Origin of the sequence: Mesorhizobium sp. M0848 (assembly GCF_040319805.1) — a bacterium.
Lineage (GTDB): Bacteria > Pseudomonadota > Alphaproteobacteria > Rhizobiales > Rhizobiaceae > Mesorhizobium.
Genome location: NZ_JAMYOM010000006.1, coordinates 136,480 through 154,657 on the forward strand (window position 1 = coordinate 136,480; position 18,178 = coordinate 154,657).

Sequence of the window (18,178 nt, forward strand, 5' to 3'; positions counted from 1 at the left end):
GTAACGAAGGCCGAAATCCGGCCAAAGGGTAAAACAGATGACCGTGAAACTCTCGTCCTCAAACCTCTCCAAGCTGCCCACTGAGGTCGCCGGTCCGAAGTATGACCGCGCAACATTGAAGGCCGGCATCGTGCATTTCGGCGTTGGCAATTTTCACCGCTCGCATCAGGCCGTCTATCTCGACGATTTGTTCAATGCGGGCATCGGCCATGACTGGGCGCTGATCGGCGCCGGCGTGTTCGACGGTGAAAAGATCGGTCGCGGCAAACTGGAAGAGCAGGATTGGCTGACCACCGTGGTCGAGCAGGACAGCGGCCATATGAGCGCACGCGTCACCGGCGCCATGATCGACTTCCTGATGCCCGGCGATGCGGCCGGCATCATCGAACAGCTGGCCGACCCGGCCATCAAGATCGTTTCGCTGACCATCACCGAAGGCGGCTATTTCATCGACCCGGCCTCCGGCGTGTTCAACCCGACCCATCCCGACATCGTCGCCGATGCGCAGCCCGGCGCGACGCCGAAGACGGTGTTCGGCATCATCCTTGCCGGGCTGGTGCGCCGCCGCGACGAGGGTACCGTGCCGTTCACGGTGATGTCGTGCGACAACATCCCCCACAACGGCCATGTCACCTCGGACGGGGTCATCGGCCTGGCCCGTTTGATCGACGAGGATCTGGCGAACTGGGCCAGCGAGCATGTCGCCTTTCCGAACGGCATGGTCGATCGCATCACGCCGGCGACCACCGATCGCGAACGCGGCATTCTCGCCAAGGATTTTGGCCTTGAGGACAACTGGCCGGTGTTCTGCGAGCCGTTCCGGCAGTGGGTGCTGGAGGACCATTTCACCGGCGGCCGGCCGCCACTGGAAAAGGTCGGCGTGCAGTTCGTCAAAGACGTTGCGCCCTACGAATTGATGAAGATCCGCATCCTCAATGGCGGCCACGCCACCATCGCTTATCCGGCCGGGCTGATGGACATCCATTTCGTCCATGAGGCGATGCAGGAGCCGCTGGTGAGCGGGTTTCTGGCCAAGCTCGAACGGGACGAAATCATCCCGACCGTGCCGCCGGTGCCGGACACGGTCCTGGAAGACTATTACCAGCTCATCGAGAGCCGCTTCTCCAATCCCAAGATCGGCGACACGGTGCGCCGGCTCTGCCTCGACGGCTCCAACCGCCAGCCGAAATTCATCATCCCGACCATCGCCGACCGGCTGAAGGCCGGGAAAAGCGTCGTCGGCCTGGCGCTGGAATCAGCGCTCTGGTGCCGCTATTGCTTCGGTACGACCGACAGCGGTGCCGTCATCGAGCCCAACGATCCGAGCTGGGACCGGCTGCAAGCGACGGCAAAGGCGGCAAAGGATGCTCCCGCCGCCTGGCTCGCCATGGAGGACATCTATGGCGATGTCGGCCGCGCGACGGCGTTTGTCGAGGCCTTTGCCCATGCGCTCAACGTGCTGTGGGCGAATGGCGCGCGCGCGACGCTGACGCGCTACCTCGCCGGCAAGCTCTGAGAGCCATTCTCCATCATGACGCCTGAGCTGGTCATCTTCGACTGTGATGGCGTGCTGGTCGACAGCGAGGCGCTCTCCGTCTCGGCGCTGCTTGGCATGGTCAAACTTGCCGGCGGCAGCGTCAGTGAGGACGCCGCCTACGAGCATTTCCTCGGCAAGAGCATGAAAAGCGTGCGCGAGATCCTCGGCCGCGACTTCGGGCTCGATATCACCGACCTGCACCTGACCGAGATGCGCGTCGAATTGATGCGCAAATTCCGCGAGGAGCTGAAGCCGATCGCCGGCGTCAGGAAGATGCTGCCCAAGCTTGGGCTGCCGTACTGTGTCGCGTCCTCAGGCACGCTCGACCGCATCCGCTACGCGCTCGACGTCACCGGATTGCTTGGGCTGATGGAGCCGCATCTGTTCAGTGCCACCATGGTGGCCAAGGGAAAGCCGGCGCCGGATCTGTTCCTGCATGCCGCCGCCAGCATGCGGGCCCATCCGCGCAAATGCCTCGTCATCGAGGACAGCCCGGCCGGCATCGCTGCTGCGCGGGCGGCAGGGATGCGCGTGCTCGCCTTCACCGGCGGATCGCATGCCGGCAATCCCGCCTTGAAAGCGCGGCTTGCGTCGAGTGAACCGGACTTTATATTCGCTGACATGCTGCAATTGCCCGATCTGATTGCAGGCTTGGGAGCGAGAGACAGAGCATCTTGACGAAACAGTTCGTTTGCGCGGTCGATGTCGGCACCGGGAGCGCTCGCGCGGGCATTCTCGACACCAGTGGCACCTTGCTCGGCCGCGCCGAGCGGCCGATCGCCATGAACCAGCCGAAGCCCGATCACGCCGAGCATGATTCGCGCGATATCTGGTCGGCCGTCTGCACCGCCGTGCGCGCTGCCCGCGAAAAAGCCGGTGTCGAGCCTGAGGACATTGTCGGCATCTCCTTCGATGCCACCTGTTCGCTGGTGGTGCGCGACCGGCAAGGCAGCCAGCTCAGTGTCTCGGTCACGGGCGACAAGCGCTGGGACACCGTCGTCTGGCTCGACCACCGCGCCATCGCCGAGGCCGACGAATGCACGGCAAGCGGCCACGCCGTGCTGAATTACATCGGCGGCGTCATGTCGCCGGAAATGGCGACGCCGAAACTGATGTGGCTGAAGCGCAATTTGCCGGACACGTGGAATGAAGCCGGCTATTTATTCGACCTGACCGATTTCCTGACCTGGCAAGCGACGGGTTCGCTGGCCCGCTCGCAATGCACGCTGACCGCCAAATGGACCTATCTGGCGCATGAGGAGACAGGCTGGCGGCGCGACTTCTTCGAGCTCGTCGGCCTCGGCGATCTTTTCGAGCACGGCAGCCTGCCGGAAAAGGCCAGTCCCGTCGGCGCCGATATCGGTCGATTGACGGCGCAAGCGGCGGCCGAGCTTGGGCTGAGCGAGAAATGCCGGGTGGGCTCCGGCGTCATCGATGCCTATGCCGGCGCGCTTGGCGTGCTCGGCGGCTTTGCCGGCGACGAACAGGACATCGGCCGGCATTTGGCGCTGATCGCCGGCACGTCGAGCTGCGTCATGGCGATGTCACCGGATCCGCAGCCTTTCGCCGGCGTCTGGGGGCCGTATTACGGCGCGGCGCTGCCCAGGCTGTGGCTGTCGGAAGGCGGCCAGTCGGCGACCGGCGCCCTGCTCGACCACATCATCCGCTGGCACGGCGCCGGCGGCGAGCCGGATGCCGCCATGCATGCGAAGATCGCCAGGCGTGTCGCCGAGCTGCGCGCCATCGAGGGCGACAGCCTCGCCGCAAGGCTGCATGTGCTGCCCGACTTTCATGGCAACCGCTCACCGCTCGCCGATCCGCATGCCGTCGGCGTCGTCAGCGGGCTGACGCTGGATTCCTCCTTCGACAGCCTGTGCAAGCTCTATTGGCGCACCGCCGTCGGCATCGCGCTCGGCGTGCGCCACGTGCTGGAGGCACTGAACGAGAACGGCTATCTGATCGACACGCTGCACGTCACCGGCGGCCACACCAAGAACCCGCTGCTGATGGAACTCTACGCCGACGCCACCGGCTGCACGGTGATCGAGCCGCTGGCCGACGAGGCGGTGCTGCTCGGTACCGGCATGATCGCCGCCACCGCTGCCGGGCTGTTTCCCGACCTCAACGCCGCCTGTCTTGCCATGCAGCAAGGCGGCAGGACGCGCCCGTCGAACCCGAAATCATCAGGGCGTTTCGAGCGCGACTACAAGGTTTTCCTCGAGATGCACCGCCAGCGCCGGATGCTGGACGCGATCCGCTAGAGCATCGGGCCGGTCGCTGGCTCAATCCGTTCCCGTCCCTCCTCTCTTGCCTTCATGTCGCGTTTCGTCCAGAAGCTGACGCAAACGCGGCGAAACCGAAGGTTTTGCCGTTTGACATGCGGCTTCCGGCTCTGGCCGACGTGCCGTAGGTGGAAAGAGCGGAACAATGTCTGCGATCGAAGCCGGCGCTCGCGCGCCGGAAAATCTTTGGCGTCAGGAAATCAGGGCGACGCTGGCGCTCGCCTGGCCGATGGTGCTGACCAATCTCGGCCAGACCGCGATGACGGCCACCGACGTCATGATGATGGGTCGTCTGGGCCCGGATACGCTGGCCAGCGGCGCGCTTGGCGCCAACCTTTATTTCATGCCGCTGATCTTCGGCCTCGGCCTGATGCTGGCGACCTCGCCGATGATCGCTACCGAGCTCGGCCGCTGCCGCTATTCGGTGCGCGACCTGCGCCGCACCGTGCGCCAGGGCCTGTGGCTGGCGATCCTGATCTCGATCCCGATCTGGCTCGTGCTTTGGCACGGCGAGGGCATTCTATTGGCCATGGGCCAGGACCCGGTTCTGGCCCATCAGGCCGGCATCTATCTGCGCTGGCTCGAATGGGCGGTGCTGCCCTTCTACTTCTATATCGTGCTGCGCTCGTTCATCTCGGCGCTGGAACGGCCGGGCTGGGCGCTGGTCATCGTCTTCGTCGCCGTCGCCTGCAACGTCTTCTTCAACTGGGTGTTCATGTTCGGCAATCTCGGCGTGCCGGCAATGGGCATTGCCGGGTCGGGCCTTGCCACCTCGCTGTCCTCAGCGCTGATGTTCATCGGCATGGCTGCCGTGGTGATGCTGGAGAAGAAGTTCCGCCGCTACCGTCTGTTCGGCCGTTTCTGGCGCGCCGACTGGCCGCGCTTCAAGGGCCTGTTGCGGCTCGGCCTGCCGATTGCCGGCATCCTCGCCTTCGAGGTGACGATCTTCAATGCGGCGGCCCTGCTGATGGGCCTGATCGACGCGGATTCCCTGGCCGCGCACGCGATCGCCATCCAGATCGCCTCGATCTCCTTCATGGTGCCGCTCGGCCTCAACCAGGCGGTGACGGTGCGCGTCGGCCTTGCGCACGGCGCCGGCAATCCGGAAGGCGTCTCGCGCGCCGGCTGGACCGCCTTTGTCATCGGCGTCTCGTTCATGGCGCTGATGGGGCTGGTGATGATCCTGTGGCCGCATCCGCTGATCAGCGCCTTCATCGATCTGGGCAATCCGGCCAATGCCAGGGTGATCGAACTTGCCGTGTCGTTCCTGGTCTTCGCGGCGCTGTTCCAGGTCTTCGACGGCGCCCAGGCGGTGGCCGCCGGCATGCTGCGCGGCCTGCATGACACCAAGGTGCCGATGATCTATGCCGCGATCGGCTATTGGGGCGTCGGCCTGCCGCTCGGCGTGCTGCTCGCCTTCCATTTCGGCCTGCATGGCGTCGGCATCTGGATCGGCCTGTCGACGGGGCTGGCCGTGGTGGCCGCGCTGCTGCTGGCGCGCTGGCTGCGGCGCGACCGGTTGGCGCCGCCGCTCGCGTTCGGGCATTGAAACAGAACGGCCGATGGCCCGGCGGCTGTTGTCCTGTGGGCGTTGGCTCATTGAACAACGCCTTCACAACTCCGCGATAGAGGCGGTCAGAATGTCGGCGGCGTGTTGACCCAGAGGATACGGGCCGTGGTCGAACCGATATTGCGGTAGCCGTGGCCGAGTTCGGAGTTGAAATAAAACGCGTCGCCTGCCTCGAGCGCCACCACGTTCGTCTCGACCAGCAACTCGACGGAACCTTCGAGCACGTAGCCGAATTCCTGTCCCTTGTGGCTGATCAACTCGAGGCTGCCGCCGCCGGCCTCGATCACGTGGACATTGATCTGCAGCAGATATTCCGGACCGGATGGCACCAATTGCTCGAGCACGACATGGTTGCCCGAGCGCCGATGTCCCGTCTCCATGTGCGGACGCTCGTTTTGCCGCAACACGAACACTTCCGAGGCATTGTGCTGCAGCGTGCCGAACATAGCGTTCATGTTGATGCCCAGCGCCTGCACCAGCCGGTGCAGAGCCGCCATCGAGGGCGTCGCGCGGTCGTTTTCGATCTTCGAGAGATAACCCTCTGTCAGCCCGATGCGGGCGCCGAGCTCTTCCAGGCTGAGGCCAAGCACCTGTCTGGCATGGCGCAGCTTGACGCCGATCCTCGGGGTTCCGTTTCTGTCGCGCATGTCAGGTCCGCGTCTTCATCCAGTCCGCCAGCTTCGCCAACAGAAAATCGACTTCCGCCTCGGTGTTATAATGGGCCAGCCCGATGCGGACGACGCCGTTGCGGTCCGCAAGCCCCAGCCGCTTGATTGGCTCCAAACCGTAATTGTGGCCATGCCAGAGATAGATGCCTTCCTTTGCCATCGCCTTGGCGATATCGGCGGGATCGGTTCCGTCAACGGTGATCGACACGGTAGGCACCCGGCGCGCCAGCGCCGCCACATCGGTTATACCCTGGACCAAGACGCCATCAATTCTGGACAATCCGGCAATCAGCCGTGCTGTCAGGACACGCTCATAACGGTCGGCGACTTCAATGCCGGCGACGATGCGCTCGCGCCGCGTCGCCTGCGGGTGGACGTTGCCGAAGGACTGTCCGAGCCAGGCATAGTGCTCGACGGCGCCAAGCACCCCGGCAAGCGACTCGCGGCTTGTCGTCCCCGTCTCGAATTTTCCAGGTGGCGTGTTCGAAGCCGCGCGCACCTTGTAGGCGGTCAGCGCCTGCAGCAGATCGAACCGGCCCCACAACACCCCGTGATGCGGTCCGAAAAATTTGTAGGCCGAGCAAACCAGGAAATCACAGCCAATCTCCTGGACGTCGATCACTCCATGCGGCGCGAACTGCACCGCGTCGATATAGCTCAGCGCCCCGACCGCGCGTGCGCGCTGCGCGATCCGCTTCACGTCGTTGATCGTGCCGGTAACGTTGCTGGCATAGCCGACGGCGACCAGCTTGACCTCCTCGTCGATAGTGGCCTCCAGCGTCGACAGGTCGAGTTCGAACGTTTTTGGATCGAGGTCGATCCAGCGTACCTCAAGCCCGCGATCCTCCGCCAGCATCAGCCAGGGTGCGACGTTGGCGTCATGATCCATGCGCGTCAACACGATGGCGTCGCCGGCGTTCAGATCGCGGCCGATGGCGCGCGAGACGGCGAAAGTCAGCGTCGTCATGTTCTGGCCGAACACCACCTCACGCCGGTCCGCGGCATTGAAGAAATCGGCCATCGCCTGATGCGCGTCGTCGACCATCGCCTGGGCCGCGAGTGAGGTTTCGAAATAGCCACCAAGATTGGCGTTGGTCTCGATCATGGCACGCGTCATGCGCTCGATCGAACGGCTCGCCATCTGGGTTCCCGCGGGATTGTCGAAGAAAATCCGCTTCTTCGGCTCGGCACCTCTCGCCATCGCCGGAAAAGCATCGCGGACTGTGTCTATATCCATGTCTGAATTCCGTGTGTCTGGTGATCGTTGTGTGGCGGCCCCTAGACGCCGCCAGCTGCGGTTTCACGCGTTCAGCCGGCCGCTTCATGGATGGCGACAGCGCGAGCCGGGAAGCCGGATCCGGCCTTTGGCTTTGGCCAGCTTGCCATTATCAACGCGCCGGCGTCAGGCACCTTGTCGAGATTGGCCAGGAGCTCGATCTGCCAGCAGTCGCGGGACAGCACATAGTATTCCAGGCTTGCGTCACCCGCGGAAGTGGCGCGGCCGGGATCGGTGTCCATGCCCTCGTGCCCGATGGCAGCGACACCGCGGCGTTCCAAAAGTTCCTCCAGCACCGGCTTCGACCAGCCCGGCGCATGCGAGATACCGTCGGCCGACTTGTTCTGAAACGCCACGGGGTCTGGCCAGCGCGGCCACCACCCGGTGCGAAGCGCGACAAAACACTTTTCCGGGATACGGCCGTTCCGTGTCTCCCAGGCGGAAATGTCGTCGAGCGTCGGCGTCGCGTCGGGATCGGCGGCGACCCTGTCGCTGATGTCGAGGATGACCAACGGCAGAAGCATCTCCGCCACCGACAGTTGGTCGATCGAGCGGCCGCCGTCGATGAAGTGCACCGGCGGATCGACATGGGTGCCCCACTGTCCGACGAAGGCGTAGTGGTGGACCTGGAAGGCGTCGCCCTTCGAAAAATCGAGCAACGCACGGCGCTCCTCGTCCGGGAAGGCCGGGAAGTGCGGCTGGCCCGGATGAAACGCATGCGTCAGGTCGGTGAAGGTCGCGGCGGAGAGCCGCGACCTGTAGATGTCCCAAAGGGAACCCGGAGTGGACAAGATCACGGCTCCGCGACGAAGGTCGGTGCCGCTTCACTTGCAAGGACAAGCTTGCCGTCCTTGACACCGATGACCGAGACCGATTTGTCCGGCACCGAAATGCCCGGGCGGTAGGTGATCGTTCCGGTCACGCCGTCGAGCCCGGACGTAGCGGCCAGCGCGTCACGGATCTTGGCCGGATCCGGCGCACCGGCACGCTTGATCGCGTCGGTCATCAGCTTGACCGAATCGTAGCCGAGCGCAGCGAACGCGTTCTCCGGGGCATTGCCGGCCGACTTGGTGTAGGCGTCGATGAAGGCCTGCACCTTCGGGGTGGCGCCCTCACCGATATAGGCATGGGTGGTGAAGTAGGTGTCCTTGGCCGCGTCGCCGCCGACCTGGATCAGCAAGGGCGTGTCGTAACCGTCGCCGCCGACCACCGGCAGGTTGATGCCGGCCTGGCGCATCTGCTTCAAGATCAGGCCGATTTCCTCGGCATTCGACGAGGCATAGACGAAGTCGGGCTGCGGTGACAGCGCCTTCAGTTTGGCGATCTGCGCGGTAAAGGTCTTGTCGCCGATCTTGTAGGTGTCGCGCTCCAAGATCTTGCCCCCGCCATGCTCGTAGGCGGTGACGAAGTAGTCCGACAGCAGCGTTGTGTATTCGGTGCCGATGTCGGTCAGCAGGTAGGCGGTCTTGCCGTTCAGCTTGTTCAGCGCAAATTCCGCGCCAACCGCAGCCTGAACGTTGTCGCCGAAGGCGGCGAGGAAGATCTCGTTGCCGAGCTGGCTCGGCAATTTCGGCGAGGTCGCGCCGGGCGTGATGAACGGGATCTGCGCCTTCTGGACCTGCGGTCCGATGGCCAGCACCGAATCGGAATCGGCGAAGCCGATGATGCCGACGACCTTGTCGCTGTCGATCAACTGGCTGGCGACGGTCGAGATCGTCGTCGAATCGCTCTTGGAGTCGTAGATCACCAGTTCTATCTGTTGGCCGAGCACGCCGCCGGCGGCGTTGATTTCGCTTGCCGCCAGCTTGGCGCCATTCAGCATCGGACCGTCGAGCGAGGCCTGAATGCCGGTCAGGTTTGCCGGATAGCCGATCTTGATCGTGTCGGCAGCAAGTGCCGTGCTGGCCGAGGCAAGCGCGAAGAATGCGCCCAGTCCTAGGCCGATGGTGTCGCGTCGAGTGAGTTTGATCATCGTTTTCGTTCCTCTGTCTGGTTCACCGTTGCCGATCTTTGGGTTAATCCGAACGTAAGTTCCCGGTCCCCCATGATCCCCTTCGGCCGGAAGATCATGACTAGAATGAAGATGAAGCCAAGCACGATCTGGCTGGCGCCAAACAGGGCCGGCACCGCGAAATCGCCGATCGTGAAGCCGCGTTCGACCGAGCGCAGGACCTCCGACAACAGCGAAACGCAGATGACGCCAACCACCGCGCCGGTCAGGGAGCCCATGCCGCCTAGCACCAGCATTGTGATCAGGCTCATGGTCAGCGCGAAGTAGAAGGTGTTCGGCGAAAACGAGCCGAGATAATGTGCGTAGAGCGACCCGCCGACGCCTGAGAAGAACGCGCCGATGACGAAGGCGATCAGTCTGGTCCGCAACACGCCGATGCCGACAGCGCTGGCCGCGATTGTGTCGTCGCGCACCGCCTTCATGGCGCGCCCGAAAGGCGAATAGACCAGGCGCGCCAGAACGAACACCGTGATGGCGAGCCAACCCATCACCCAGGGCAACGTCGTCTCCAGCGGCACACCGGTGAAAGTGCGGGCGCCTCGGGTGAAATCCGACGCATTGATCAGCACCACGTTGACGATAATCAAGAATCCCATCGTCGCCACCGAAACGAAATAGCCCGACAGGCGCATCAAGGGATAACCGACGACCACGGCAAGCAGCGCCGTCAGAAGACCTGCCACCAGCGTCGCCGGCAGGAAGGGGAGGCTGAAAGCATGCAGAAACGCCGGCAGATGCGGCAGCAGTGCCATCTTCTGCTGTACGGGAATCGACAGTATCCCCGATATATACGCGCCGGCGCCGATGAAGCCGACATGACCGAGCGAAAACACGCCCGTAAAACCGTTGCTCAGCGACAGCGCCAGCACCAGGATTGCATTCAGCGCGATCAGCAGGATAATCCGGACGAAATAGTCGCTCAGCACGTGCGGTGCACCGAAAGCGACAGCTGCTCCCGCCACCAGGGCGACGAGGACGAGGAGTGTGATCCGCGCTTCCCGGCTCACAGCTTTATCTCCCGGTTTGGCTGGAGCAGCCCGCCCGGGCGCACCAGGAGAAAGGCGATCAGCACGGCGAAGACGATTGCGTCGCGATAGGACGAGACGCTGCTCGGCAGGAATGCGACGATGAATATCTCCAGCGCGCCCAATATGTAGCCGCCCACCAGGGCGCCCGCGATCGACCCGAAGCCGCCGATGATCGCCGCCACGAAAGCCTTCAGGAGCGGCGTGAAGCCCATCTGCGGCTGCACCACGCCGGCCTGTGCCGCCCACAAAATGCCGGCAAGGCCGGCATAGGCGGATGCGACGATGAAGGCGACGATGATCAGCCGGTTGACGTTCAGACCGACAAGGTGTGCCGCCGACATGTCCTCGGCTGCGGCGCGCATGCCGAGCCCGGTCGTGGTGCGCGTGATGAACCAGCCGAGGAGCAGCAGCGACACGAAGGTCAGCGCGATGGTCAGGAGATTGATGCTGGTGAAGGTGATGGCGCCGTTCGACATTTCCCAGGAGGTGTTGAGAATATCGGGGAGTGGAAAATTGCGCGGCGAGGAGGTGAACACCAGGATGCCGACGTTCTCGATGATGTAGGTGACGGCGAGGCTGGTGAGCAGTCGCGCAACGTCGGGCGCGTCGCGGATCGGACGATAGGCGATGCGTTCGATGAGGAGGCCCGCGACGGCCGCCGCGGCGATGCCGCAGATCACGGCGACAGGGAACGGAACGCCGATCCCCGCCAGCAGAGCTACCCCGAATGCGCCTACCATCATGACGTCGCCATGCGCGAAATTGGTGAGCTTGAGGACGCCGAAGACGATCGACAGGCCGACCGCCACCAGCGCGTAGAGGCTGCCGAGGCTCACCGCGTTGACGATCTGCTGCAGGATATAGTCCAGCTGGGTCATATTGCCGCCCCGAGATATGCCTGGGCCACGCGTTCGCTGTCGCGCAGTTCCGCGGACCGGCCCGACAGCGCCACCTGACCCGTGCGCAGCACATAGGCGCGGTCGGCGAGGTCCAGCGCGAGCGTGATGTTCTGTTCCACCAGCAGCATCGTCATGCCCTGGCGCTTCAGTTCGGCAAGCGCGCTGAAGATGTGGCGCACCAGCAGCGGCGCAACGCCGAGCGAAGGCTCGTCGAGCAGCAGCAGGCGCGGCGCCGCCATCAGCGCGCGCGCCAGAGCAAGCTGCTGCTGTTCGCCGCCCGACAGCGTGCCGGCCAGTTGCTTCAGCCGCTGCTTGAGAATCGGGAACAGCATGAACATGCGCTCGCTATCTCTGACGACGGCCTCCTTGTCGGTGCGGGTGCAGGCGCCGAGCCGCAGATTGTCGGCCACCGTCAGGCCGCCGAACAGGCGCCTGCCCTCCGGGCTCTGCGCGATGCCCAGAGTTACGATACGCGACGGAGCGATACCTCCGATCGGCTTGCCATCGAAGATGATCTTGCCGCCGCGCGGCCGCGACAGGCCGGAAATGGTGCGCAAGGTCGTGCTCTTGCCGGCGCCGTTGGCCCCCACCAACGCCACCACCTCGCCGGTATGGACGTCGAGCGAAATGCCCTTCAACGCACGCACCGCGCCGAAATTGACCTCGAGGTTCTCGACGCTGAGCAGAACGGGGCTAGGCGTGGCCAAGATACGCCTCCCGCACTTTCGGGTGTTCGCGTACCTGCTCCGGTGTTCCGACGCAGATCACCTCGCCGGTCGCCAGCACCTGGATGCGTTCGCACAGCGCCATGATCAGGTCCATGTCGTGCTCGACAACGACCACCGTTACGCCGTAGCGGTCACGGATCGTCCGAATCAGCGCCGCCAGCACCTTGGTCTCGTTGGAATCAAGCCCGGCTGCGGGCTCATCGAGCAGCAGCAGCTGCGGGCTGGTCGCCAACGCACGCGCAATCTCCAGCCGCCGCTGATCGCCGTAGGGAAGATCCGCGGCGACCCTGCCGGCCTGATCTGTCAGGCCCATGAGGTCGAGGAGTTCGTCGGCCTGCTGCCGCGTCGCGGCCACCCGCTCGCGATAGCGCCGACCGCGCAGCACGGTATCGGCGGGCCCGACGGGATGGCGCAGCTGCGCCGCCGTCAGCACGTTCTGTGCGACACTGAGGCTGCCGAATAGGCGAGAACCCTGGAAGGTGCGGGCGATGCCCATCGCGACGATCTGCGATGTGCGCAGGCCGACGATCGAACGGCCCTCCATCTCGATGCTACCGGAATTCGGCTGGGAGAAGCCGGTGATCAGGTTGAAAAGCGTGCTCTTGCCCGAGCCATTCGGCCCGATTACCCCAACGATTTCACCTTCGTGCAGCTCGATGGAATGATCCCGCAGGGCAACCAGCCCTCGAAAGGCTTTTGTCAGCCCAACCGTCTTCAACAGCACTCGACTCGACTGTCTATCCACGCGCCGGTTTGCCCCTGTCCGCCCTCGCCGCCCCGTTCGGCCCGGTCAAGCATCAAATGGACAATTCGAACGGCAAGATGTCAAGGCCTATTCCTAGCAGGAAAGCTATATGCCTGCCTCGGCTCGACCGTTGCCGCGACAGCACCGGCATCGATGCAGCGCTGCGCTCCCGCACTGGGTTTCCTGGCTTGCAGTCCAGCGCCGGCGCTCGCTTCCCGACCCTCCGCGCATACTGCGCAGGCGGAAGGCACGCGACGAAAAAGATCAGCGCGACCGGCCCTTAAACCTTGGTCCTCGGACCGCGCTTCAGCTAGCTTGTTATCTGTTCGGCGACAGCTTCTTCGAGGCCGGCTGCGGCCTGGGCGGCGAGACCGCGCGCCGCCGCCTGTGAATCGTAAAACTCCTCGAGCGCATGAACCCTGCCCCACCGTAGCGTGAACACGTGGAGACCATGGTTGACGTAGGACGTATCGCCGTTGAGCAGGGTTGCGGTGCCATCCCACTGGGCAAACACGGTGGTATGCCACGGCCAGCCCTTCACCCAGACGTGGTTGACCGTGAGATGGAGAGTGGGCAGAACACGGCCGAGGCGCTCGAACCACCGGCGCAGGGCTTGCTTGTCGTGGCGCTCCCCACCAAGCGCGTGGGCGCCACCAACCCGGTGATGGACATGCGGCGCGATGGCCTTCACCGCCGCGTCCCAGCGATGGTTGTTGACGTCGTCGAAGCTCTGCCGGATCGATTTCTCGACAAAATAGCTGTAAAGCATGTGACCTCTCCAGGCTCATTGGGATGGCGTGATCGGACGCGAGAGCCCCGGCCAGCATCGCGCGGCCGCGGCCTGCGCGCCAGGTCAGGGCGTTGTCGCATCGGCTCGCAGGGATGTGCCGGTCCCGGTCGAGACCGTCACTTCCTTACCGGACCTTGAGAACGCGTAGAGCGAGCCCGGGTGGCCCGGTATGGAAAACGCCACGGCGTCACTGTTGGCGAGGCCCATGACGAACCGCAGCGGATCACCCCCGGTCTTCGGTGCGAAAGTGGCGGTGACCTCAAGCAGGTCGCCGCGCGGAACGTAGTAGGCCACCATGTCCAGGTGTCCCTGGTGCAGGCTGCCACCTTCGATCGGGCGTCCGATGGTGGCTTCCTCGGCGAGAGCCGGGGTTGCAAGAAACAGCGCCGCCAGGAGCGAGGCGCTCAGGGTTTTGCGGATCATCTCATTTGTCCTTTTTTAGATTGCGTTCACCCTCTATATAGAGTATAGATTACGAATGCAATCTAAAAAAGGAGATGACGATGCGTGTGAGTCGCACTCAGGCCGCGGAAAACCGCGAGACCGTGATCAATGTGGCAAGCCGGCTTTTTCGGGAGCGCGGCTTTGACGGCATCGGCCTCAAGGATCTGATGAAGGGTGCCGGGCTGACCCAGGGTGCCTTTTACAAGCAATTCGAGTCAAAGGACGATCTGGCGGCGCTGGCGTCCAGGCGGGCGATGGAAAGCGCCACCCACAAATGGTCGGCCGCGACCGCAGCACATCCTGGGAACCCGCTCGACGGGGTGATCTCATTCTACCTCAGCATGGACCATCGCAGGGAAAAGATGGACGGCTGCCCGGTCGTTGCGCTCGGTTCGGATGCAGCCAGGCAGGGTGCCGAGGTGAAGGCGTCATTCGAAGACGGCATCAAGGCGTACCTTGAGATGCTCGGCGGTTGGGTTGGCGAGGGCGACAGCGAAAAGAGCGGAAAAAAGGCAATGGCCGTTCTCTCGACGATGGTCGGCGCGGTCGTGCTCTCGCGGGTCGTCAACGATCCCGACCTTGCGCGGGCTTTTCTGGATGCGGCGGCCGATCAGGTTCGCGAAGCAGTCGCCACTTGAACGGCGCGAGCAGCGCCGCCGGCACACCAAGGACAGGAGAGCAGATGCAACGGATTGTCGTCACGGGCATGGGAGCGGTCACGCCCCTGGCCGCCAATGTCGAAGCGTCCTGGTCACGCCTGCTTGCCGGCCGGTCCGGCGTTCGCAGGCTTCCGGACGATGTGGTGGGAGAGCTGCCGGTCAAGATTGGCGGCGTGGTTCCCTCCCTGGGCGAAGATCCGGAGACTGGTTTCGATGCCGATGCCGTCCTATCCGCGAAGGATCAGCGCAAGGTGGACCGGTTCATTCTCTTCGCGTTGGCGGCGGCGGAAGAGGCGCTTGCGCAGGCGCAATGGAAGCCTGCCCTGGAAACGGAGCGCCTGCGCACGGCCACGATCATCGCTTCAGGAATCGGCGGGTTCCCCGCCATCACCGAGGCGGTGCGCACGGTGGACCTGCGTGGCGCCCGCCGCCTGTCTCCCTTTACGGTGCCGTCCTTCCTGGTGAACCTCGCGGCGGGCCACATCTCGATCCGTCATGGTTTCAAAGGTCCACTCGGCGCACCGGTGACGGCATGCGCGGCGGGCATCCAGGCGATCGGCGACGCCGCCCGCCTGATCCGCGCCAACGAAGCCGACATCGCCGTGTGTGGCGGAACGGAAGCGTGCATCAACACCGTCAGTCTCGGCGGGTTCGCCGCGGCTCGCTCTCTTTCCACCGGCTTTAATTGGGCACCCGCTCAAGCCTCGCGCCCTTTCGACACATCGCGGGATGGCTTCGTCATGGGCGAAGGAGCCGGCGTGCTGGTCATCGAGGCGTTGAGCCACGCGTTGGCGCGCGGCGCAAAGCCGTTGGCTGAGCTCGTCGGCTACGGCACGACCGCGGATGCCCACCACGTCACCTCCGGGCCGGAGGACGGCGACGGCGCGCGCCGGGCCATGCAGATCGCGATTGCCCAGGCAGGGATTTCGCCACGCGAGGTTCGTCATCTCAATGCGCATGCGACCTCCACGTCAGTCGGCGACCTGGGTGAGATCGAAGCGATCAAGAGCGTGTTCGGGCGCGATTTCGCGATAGCTGTCAGTGCGACGAAATCGGCGACCGGACATTTGCTCGGAGCGGCCGGCGGGCTTGGTGCGATCTTCGCAATCCTGGCGCTCAGGGATCAGATTGCTCCGCCAACCCTCAACCTGGGCGAGGCCGATCCGGCCGGCGACGGCATCGACTTCGTCGCAAACGCGCCCCGGCCGATGGAGATGGAGTACGCGATCTCCAATGGCTTCGGCTTTGGCGGCGTGAATGCCAGCGCCCTGTTCAGACGCTGGAACTAACCGGTAGCCGGACGCAGTCATGACCAACGCCCTTTGCCCCGGCCTCTCATGCTTTTCCCAATCCGATCCAACGCAAAGAAGGACACGATTTCCATGAACAAGACCAATCCCGGCGTCGCCTTGGTGACAGGGGCGTCTTCCGGCATCGGGCGCGCTACCGCCGACGCATTGCTAGGCGCCGGCTTTCGCGTCTTCGGAACCAGCCGTCGCGCGGCCTCCCAGCAATCCGCCGGCGTGACCATGCTGACCTGCGACGTGACCGACGACGCGTCCGTCGCGACAATGGTCGATGACGTTCTGGCCAAGGCCGGACGCGTAGACCTGCTTGTCAACAATGCCGGCATGGGCCTGTTTGGCGGCGCGGAGGAGTCCTCGACCGCCCAGGCCAAGGCGCTGTTCGAAGTGAACGTCTTCGGCGTCTTGCGCGTGACCAACGCGGTGCTGCCGGCAATGCGACGCCAAGGGAAGGGCAGAATCGTGAATTTGAGTTCAGTGCAGGGGTTCATCCCCGCTCCCTATTTCGCGCTTTACTCAGCGACCAAACATGCCATCGAGGGTTATTCGGAGTCGCTCGATCACGAATTGCGCCCGTTCGGCATCCGCGTTTCGCTGGTGGAGCCCGCCTATACCCGCACATCATTCGAGGACAATCTTGCCGCTCCCGACCAATCGCTCGAGATCTATGACTCCGCGCGTGCCGGCATGACCACATCAGTGCGGAAGGCGATGGAAAAAGGGGATGCGCCCGAAGTGGTCGCCAAGACCGTTTTGGCCGCTGCAACCGATCCCGCTCCGAAGAAACGCTATGCGGCGGGAAAAATGGCGCGCCAGGTCAGTTTCCTGCGCCGTTTCGTCCCCGCGTCCGCATTTGACAAGAGCCTGCGCAAGCAGCTTGGGCTGCCGGCCTGAAATCGAGCGCTAACCGCAAGGACATCTGCCTTGGCGCGTCAGCGGGCAGCCGCCTGTTTCTCGAGCCTGCGGGCGTATTGCGTCAGCGGAAAGCACATGACGAAGAAGATCAGAGCCACCAGCCCGTAGACCTTGAACGGTTCGAAGGTCGCATTGTTGATGGCGTTAGAGGTCCGCACCAGTTCCTCGAAGCCGATGATCGAGGTCAGCGCGGTCGATTTGATCAGCTGAACCAGGAAGCCGACGGTGGGTGCGCGGGTGATCGAAAAGGCCTGCGGCAGGATGATCAGCCTCAGCTCCTGCAGATAGTGCAGGCCAAGGCTGGCGCCGGCGTCCCATTGGCCGAGGGGTAGCGCCGCGACGCCCGAGCGCCAGATCTCGGCGAGATAGGCGCTGGCGAAGAAGGTGAGGCCGAGCGCCGCCGCCGTCCACGGTTCGATGCGCAGGCCGAGCATCGGCAGGCCGAAGAACATCAGGAACAGCTGCATCAAGAGCGGCGTTCCCTGGAACAGGGCGATGTAGCCGGAAGCAACACGCCTGCTCCACTTGTTCTTGGCGATCCTGAAGAACAGCACGACCAGGCCGACGATGCCGCCGCCGATGAAGGCGGCCAGCGATAGCAGCACCGTCCAGCGGGCAGCGAGCAGCAGGTTGCGCACGATGTCCCAGAAGGTGAACTCGATCATGACACGCCGGCTCCGAGCGCACGGCGCCCGCCTGACACCAGCAGCCGGCGCAAGGCCATCGACAGAGCGAGATAGACCAGCGTCACGACGAAATAGGTCTCGAAAGAGCGGAAGGTGCGTGCCTGCAGCATGTCGGCCTCGTAGGTCAGCTCGCGCACGGCGATCTGCGACACCACGGCCGACTCCAGCATCATGATGACGATCTGGCTGGTCAGCGCGGGATAGATGATCTTGAGTGCCTGCGGCAGCACGATCTTGATGAAGACCTGGCGTGGCCGCAAGCCCAATGCGAGCGCTGCTTCCGTCTGCCCGCCAGGCACGGCGTCAAGCCCGGCGCCGACGATCTCGATGGTGTAGGCCGCCATGTTGAGCGTCATTGCCAGCATGGCGGCCAGGAGCGGGTCGAGCCGGATGCCGAGGCTGGGCAGCCCGAAGAAGATGAAAAACAGCTGCACCAGGAACGGCGTGTTGCGCATCACCTCGACGTAACAGGCGATTGCCCGCTTGAGCAGAACCGGGCCGTTTCGTCGCCCCGCGGCACCCAGGATGCTGAGCAGCGTTCCGGCAAGCGTGGTCACGGCGATCAGCAGGATCGTCGTGGCCGCGCCGTGCGCGATGTCGCCCAGAGCATCCGGGAGCCAGGCAAAGGCCACGGAA

General features: G+C 64.2%; 19 protein-coding genes. 7 read left to right on the plus strand and 12 right to left on the minus strand.

The genetic code is table 11. The features are described 5' to 3' along the window. Positions 1 to 37 precede the first annotated feature (37 nt). The 4 genes from NKH95_RS08670 (at position 38) to NKH95_RS08685 (ending at position 5,368) form a co-directional block, all read left to right on the plus strand. A complete protein-coding gene (locus NKH95_RS08670; RefSeq protein ID WP_023810707.1) occupies positions 38 to 1,516 on the plus strand; it encodes a mannitol dehydrogenase family protein in 1,479 nt (492 codons plus the stop codon). 15 nt (positions 1,517 to 1,531) lie between these two features. Further along, positions 1,532 to 2,215, plus strand: coding sequence for an HAD family hydrolase (locus NKH95_RS08675; protein WP_023810708.1), 684 nt, complete (start codon positions 1,532 to 1,534; stop codon positions 2,213 to 2,215). Next, the gene (locus NKH95_RS08680; RefSeq protein ID WP_023810709.1) at positions 2,212 to 3,798 is read left to right on the plus strand and encodes an FGGY-family carbohydrate kinase; all 1,587 of its coding nucleotides are present in this window, start codon (positions 2,212 to 2,214) and stop codon (positions 3,796 to 3,798) included. The genes NKH95_RS08675 and NKH95_RS08680 overlap by 4 nt, the downstream gene beginning before the upstream one ends. Before the next feature lie 166 nt (positions 3,799 to 3,964). Further along, a complete protein-coding gene (locus NKH95_RS08685; protein ID WP_352891342.1) occupies positions 3,965 to 5,368 on the plus strand; it encodes an MATE family efflux transporter in 1,404 nt (467 codons plus the stop codon). A gap of 86 nt (positions 5,369 to 5,454) precedes the next feature. Here the strand turns inward: NKH95_RS08685 and NKH95_RS08690 are convergent, their stop codons facing one another. From NKH95_RS08690 to NKH95_RS08735, 10 genes are all read right to left on the minus strand, one after another. Continuing rightward, entirely contained in the window at positions 5,455 to 6,036 is a 582-nt protein-coding gene (locus NKH95_RS08690; RefSeq protein ID WP_352891343.1) for a cupin domain-containing protein, read from the minus strand. Between the two features lies 1 nt (position 6,037). Further along, a complete protein-coding gene (locus tag NKH95_RS08695; RefSeq protein ID WP_128304220.1) occupies positions 6,038 to 7,294 on the minus strand; it encodes a cysteine desulfurase-like protein in 1,257 nt (418 codons plus the stop codon). 71 nt (positions 7,295 to 7,365) lie between these two features. Continuing rightward, entirely contained in the window at positions 7,366 to 8,124 is a 759-nt protein-coding gene (locus tag NKH95_RS08700; protein ID WP_023810714.1) for a cyclase family protein, read from the minus strand. A 2-nt stretch (positions 8,125 to 8,126) separates the two neighbouring features. Then, entirely contained in the window at positions 8,127 to 9,305 is a 1,179-nt protein-coding gene (locus NKH95_RS08705; protein ID WP_023810715.1) for an ABC transporter substrate-binding protein, read from the minus strand. Further along, complete coding sequence (locus NKH95_RS08710) at positions 9,302 to 10,351, minus strand: branched-chain amino acid ABC transporter permease (protein ID WP_023810716.1); 1,050 nt, start codon at positions 10,349 to 10,351, stop codon at positions 9,302 to 9,304. Before NKH95_RS08710 ends, NKH95_RS08705 begins: the two co-directional genes overlap by 4 nt. After that, on the minus strand, positions 10,348 to 11,250 hold the full coding sequence (locus NKH95_RS08715; RefSeq protein ID WP_352610979.1) for a branched-chain amino acid ABC transporter permease: 903 nt from the start codon (positions 11,248 to 11,250) through the stop codon (positions 10,348 to 10,350). The genes NKH95_RS08710 and NKH95_RS08715 overlap by 4 nt, the downstream gene beginning before the upstream one ends. Beyond that, the gene (locus NKH95_RS08720) at positions 11,247 to 11,978 is read right to left on the minus strand and encodes an ABC transporter ATP-binding protein (RefSeq protein WP_352610978.1); all 732 of its coding nucleotides are present in this window, start codon (positions 11,976 to 11,978) and stop codon (positions 11,247 to 11,249) included. The genes NKH95_RS08715 and NKH95_RS08720 overlap by 4 nt, the downstream gene beginning before the upstream one ends. Beyond that, complete coding sequence (locus NKH95_RS08725; RefSeq protein WP_245486190.1) at positions 11,965 to 12,723, minus strand: ABC transporter ATP-binding protein; 759 nt, start codon at positions 12,721 to 12,723, stop codon at positions 11,965 to 11,967. Before NKH95_RS08725 ends, NKH95_RS08720 begins: the two co-directional genes overlap by 14 nt. Positions 12,724 to 13,054: 331 nt before the next feature. Next, complete coding sequence (locus tag NKH95_RS08730) at positions 13,055 to 13,513, minus strand: nuclear transport factor 2 family protein (protein ID WP_128304215.1); 459 nt, start codon at positions 13,511 to 13,513, stop codon at positions 13,055 to 13,057. 84 nt (positions 13,514 to 13,597) lie between these two features. Beyond that, positions 13,598 to 13,957, minus strand: coding sequence for a hypothetical protein (locus NKH95_RS08735; RefSeq protein WP_023810720.1), 360 nt, complete (start codon positions 13,955 to 13,957; stop codon positions 13,598 to 13,600). Positions 13,958 to 14,037: 80 nt separating this feature from the next. Here NKH95_RS08735 and NKH95_RS08740 point away from each other — a divergent pair, with 80 nt between their 5' ends. The 3 genes from NKH95_RS08740 (at position 14,038) to NKH95_RS08750 (ending at position 16,835) form a co-directional block, all read left to right on the plus strand. Beyond that, on the plus strand, positions 14,038 to 14,616 hold the full coding sequence (locus NKH95_RS08740; RefSeq protein WP_127297537.1) for a TetR/AcrR family transcriptional regulator: 579 nt from the start codon (positions 14,038 to 14,040) through the stop codon (positions 14,614 to 14,616). A 44-nt stretch (positions 14,617 to 14,660) separates the two neighbouring features. After that, positions 14,661 to 15,926: a beta-ketoacyl-ACP synthase II gene (gene fabF / locus NKH95_RS08745; RefSeq protein WP_352891345.1), complete on the plus strand. Its 1,266-nt coding sequence runs from the start codon at positions 14,661 to 14,663 to the stop codon at positions 15,924 to 15,926. 93 nt (positions 15,927 to 16,019) lie between these two features. Then, positions 16,020 to 16,835, plus strand: coding sequence for an oxidoreductase (locus NKH95_RS08750; RefSeq protein WP_352891346.1), 816 nt, complete (start codon positions 16,020 to 16,022; stop codon positions 16,833 to 16,835). A gap of 38 nt (positions 16,836 to 16,873) precedes the next feature. On the opposite strand, the gene NKH95_RS08755 is transcribed toward NKH95_RS08750, so the two are convergent. Continuing rightward, positions 16,874 to 17,521, minus strand: a complete 648-nt coding sequence (locus tag NKH95_RS08755) for an amino acid ABC transporter permease (protein WP_128304213.1) — start codon at positions 17,519 to 17,521, stop codon at positions 16,874 to 16,876. Further along, positions 17,518 to 18,174: an amino acid ABC transporter permease gene (locus NKH95_RS08760; RefSeq protein ID WP_023810724.1), complete on the minus strand. Its 657-nt coding sequence runs from the start codon at positions 18,172 to 18,174 to the stop codon at positions 17,518 to 17,520. Before NKH95_RS08760 ends, NKH95_RS08755 begins: the two co-directional genes overlap by 4 nt. Positions 18,175 to 18,178 lie beyond the last annotated feature (4 nt).

Bases quoted from the DNA above. Each gene is read 5' to 3' on its own strand.
- NKH95_RS08715 (WP_352610979.1), bottom strand. From the start codon at position 11,250: ATGACCCAGCTGGACTATATCCTGCAGCAGATCGTCAACGCGGTGAGC.
- NKH95_RS08695 (WP_128304220.1), bottom strand. From the start codon at position 7,294: ATGGATATAGACACAGTCCGCGATGCTTTTCCGGCGATGGCGAGAGGT.
- NKH95_RS08730 (WP_128304215.1), bottom strand. From the start codon at position 13,513: ATGCTTTACAGCTATTTTGTCGAGAAATCGATCCGGCAGAGCTTCGAC.
- NKH95_RS08750 (WP_352891346.1), top strand. From the start codon at position 16,020: ATGAACAAGACCAATCCCGGCGTCGCCTTGGTGACAGGGGCGTCTTCC.
- NKH95_RS08675 (WP_023810708.1), top strand. From the start codon at position 1,532: ATGACGCCTGAGCTGGTCATCTTCGACTGTGATGGCGTGCTGGTCGAC.
- NKH95_RS08755 (WP_128304213.1), bottom strand. From the start codon at position 17,521: ATGATCGAGTTCACCTTCTGGGACATCGTGCGCAACCTGCTGCTCGCT.
- NKH95_RS08705 (WP_023810715.1), bottom strand. From the start codon at position 9,305: ATGATCAAACTCACTCGACGCGACACCATCGGCCTAGGACTGGGCGCA.
- NKH95_RS08735 (WP_023810720.1), bottom strand. From the start codon at position 13,957: ATGATCCGCAAAACCCTGAGCGCCTCGCTCCTGGCGGCGCTGTTTCTT.
- NKH95_RS08690 (WP_352891343.1), bottom strand. From the start codon at position 6,036: ATGCGCGACAGAAACGGAACCCCGAGGATCGGCGTCAAGCTGCGCCAT.
- NKH95_RS08740 (WP_127297537.1), top strand. From the start codon at position 14,038: ATGCGTGTGAGTCGCACTCAGGCCGCGGAAAACCGCGAGACCGTGATC.
- fabF (WP_352891345.1), top strand. From the start codon at position 14,661: ATGCAACGGATTGTCGTCACGGGCATGGGAGCGGTCACGCCCCTGGCC.
- NKH95_RS08670 (WP_023810707.1), top strand. From the start codon at position 38: ATGACCGTGAAACTCTCGTCCTCAAACCTCTCCAAGCTGCCCACTGAG.
- NKH95_RS08685 (WP_352891342.1), top strand. From the start codon at position 3,965: ATGTCTGCGATCGAAGCCGGCGCTCGCGCGCCGGAAAATCTTTGGCGT.